This is a genomic window from Evtepia sp. (genome assembly GCF_056797215.1).
The window spans coordinates 1-2,090 of sequence record NZ_JBQILM010000071.1 but is presented as its reverse complement, the minus strand read 5'-3'; the positions used below and the strand labels follow the sequence as shown (position 1 = coordinate 2,090).

Below are 2,090 nucleotides of genomic sequence, written 5' to 3'. Positions count from 1 at the left end.
GAAGAGAGCGGACCCGGAAGGGGTCGATATGGGAACGCTCAGGCCAGCTTCGCCTTGGCCATATCGGTCAGGGCGGTGAAAGCGGCCTTGTCGTTGACGGCCAGTTCGGCCAGCATCTTGCGGTTAATCTCCACGCCGGACTTCTTCAGGCCGTTCATAAAGGTGGAGTAGTTCATACCGTTGAGCTTGCAGGCGGCGGAAATGCGGGTAATCCACAGGGAGCGGAAATCGCGCTTCTTCAGGCGGCGGCCGGTGTATGCGTAGGTCAGGGACTTCATGACCTGCTCGTTGGCCATCTTGAAGTGCTTGCTCTTGGCGCCCCAATAGCCCTTCGCCAGCTTCAGCACGCGGTTTCTTCTTTTGCGCGTCATCATCGCGCCTTTGACTCTAGCCATTTGTGTCAGCCTCCTATTTCAGTCGTAATCTTATTTATAGGGAATCATGCGCTTGATGGCGGGCTCGTTGGTCTTGTCCGCGTAAGCGCCGGCGCGGAGGCCTCTCTTGCGCTTGGTATCCTTGCCATGGCCGTTGAGCAGGTGGGATTTGAACGCATGGGCGCGCTTAACCTTGCCGGACTTGGTCAGGCTGAATCTCTTCTTCGCGCCGCTGTGGGTTTTCAGTTTAGGCATGGTTCGTTGACTCCTTTTCTGTTAAATACATTCCGGGAAACAGGGGAGCAGCGCTCACTTTTTCCCTTCCTTGGCGACCTTGGGGGAGAGGAATATCGACATATGCCTCCCGTCCAGCTTGGGGTCCTTGTCCAGGGTGGCTACCTCGCCGCACTGCTCGGCAAACTTTACCAGCAGGCCCCGGCCGATGTCGGTGTGGGCCATCTCCCGGCCGCGGAAACGGACGGTGACCTTCACCCGGTTGCCCTCAGCCAGGAACTTCTGCGCGTTGCGGAGCTTGACGTTGAAATCATTCACGTCGATGCCCGGCGACATGCGCACCTCTTTGATTTCCACCACATGCTGGTTCTTGCGGGCCTCTTTCTCCCGTTTGGTCTGCTCGAACTTGTACTTGCCATAGTCCATGAGCTTGCACACGGGGGGCTTCGCCGTGGGCGAGATTTTTACCAGGTCCAGGTTTTGCTCCACGGCGCGCTCCAGCGCGTCCCGGGCGGACATGATGCCCAGCTGCTCGCCGGATTCGGAAACCAGGCGGACCTCCTTGTCGCGGATATCCTCATTGATCTGATGTCCCTGTTTGCTGATACGAAAGCACCTCCAATTCTCTGCCGGACCCCGGACGGACCGGGGACTCAGGTCCTCAACACGAACACACAAAAACGCGGCTGCCGAACCGACACCCGCGTCACAACAAAACAGCCGCACCGCGCTTTCTGCTCTGTGCGTCTGTACAGCCTGTTGACCTCTTTGCCCAGGGCTGGAGGTGAGGACGGGGGCGCCGCTCCTGCTTTGTTTTCCAAAACAGTATATCAGTCCGCCGGGCGGTTGTCAACCCCTATTTTGGCGGATTGCGTCCGGCGGGGCGCGGGGGGCCTGCGCCGCCTTGGGCTGGGCGGTTTTGGAGAAAATCCCGCCGGATTTCTGTGCAAAATACCCATAGACAATTAAAGAAATTCTTGTACAATAGAGTCTGCATCTATCTATATCTTGTGCCTACTTTGTGAGGGAATACTAAATATACCATGTGAAGCGATAGGAATCCAAACTGTGAAGAAAGAAAGTGCAGGGAAGTGTATGACTGTTATTAAGCGCAACGGTACGGAAGTGGATTTTGATTTGAGCAAAATTGTCTCGGCCATCACCAAGGCCAATGAGAGCATCAACGAGGGGGGGAGAATGACCCCCGTGCAGATCGCCCGCATTGCCGAGTCGGTGGCCCTGGCCTGTGAAAAGCTGGAGCGGGCCCCCTCTGTGGAGGAAATTCAGGATTTGGTGGAGTATCAGATTATGGCCCATGGGGCTTTCGAGGTGGCCAAGAATTATATCACCTACCGGTATATCCGCTCCCTGGTCCGCCGGAGCAACACCACTGACAAGAAAATCCTCAGCCTCATTGAGTGCTGCAACGAAGAGGCCAAGCAGGAGAACTCCAACAAAAACCCGGTGGTCAACTCCACCCAG

The 2,090-nt window shown here is 56.5% G+C and carries 4 protein-coding genes; 1 reads left to right on the top strand and 3 read right to left on the bottom strand.

The genetic code is table 11. From position 1 onward, the window contains the following. Positions 1–38: 38 nt before the first annotated feature. From rplT to infC, 3 genes are read right to left on the bottom strand one after another with little or no spacing between them, the layout of a single operon-like run. Positions 39–395 (bottom strand): 50S ribosomal protein L20, encoded by a 357-nt coding sequence (gene rplT, locus ACTOZL_RS10185; protein ID WP_482478287.1) that lies wholly within the window; start codon positions 393–395, stop codon positions 39–41. A 30-nt stretch (positions 396–425) separates the two neighbouring features. Beyond that, a complete protein-coding gene (rpmI, locus tag ACTOZL_RS10180) occupies positions 426–629 on the bottom strand; it encodes a 50S ribosomal protein L35 (RefSeq protein ID WP_087188806.1) in 204 nt (67 codons plus the stop codon). 54 nt (positions 630–683) lie between these two features. Continuing rightward, complete coding sequence (gene infC / locus ACTOZL_RS10175; protein WP_482478285.1) at positions 684–1,286, bottom strand: translation initiation factor IF-3; 603 nt, start codon at positions 1,284–1,286, stop codon at positions 684–686. A 417-nt stretch (positions 1,287–1,703) separates the two neighbouring features. Between infC and ACTOZL_RS10170 the strand changes: the two genes are divergently transcribed. Then, positions 1,704–2,090: ATP cone domain-containing protein (locus tag ACTOZL_RS10170; protein WP_482478283.1), on the top strand; the 387-nt coding region annotated here is incomplete at its 3' end.

Excerpts from the sequence above, each read along its gene's own strand:
- rplT (WP_482478287.1), bottom strand. The coding sequence starts at position 395 with ATGGCTAGAGTCAAAGGCGCGATGATGACGCGCAAAAGAAGAAACCGC.
- rpmI (WP_087188806.1), bottom strand. The coding sequence starts at position 629 with ATGCCTAAACTGAAAACCCACAGCGGCGCGAAGAAGAGATTCAGCCTG.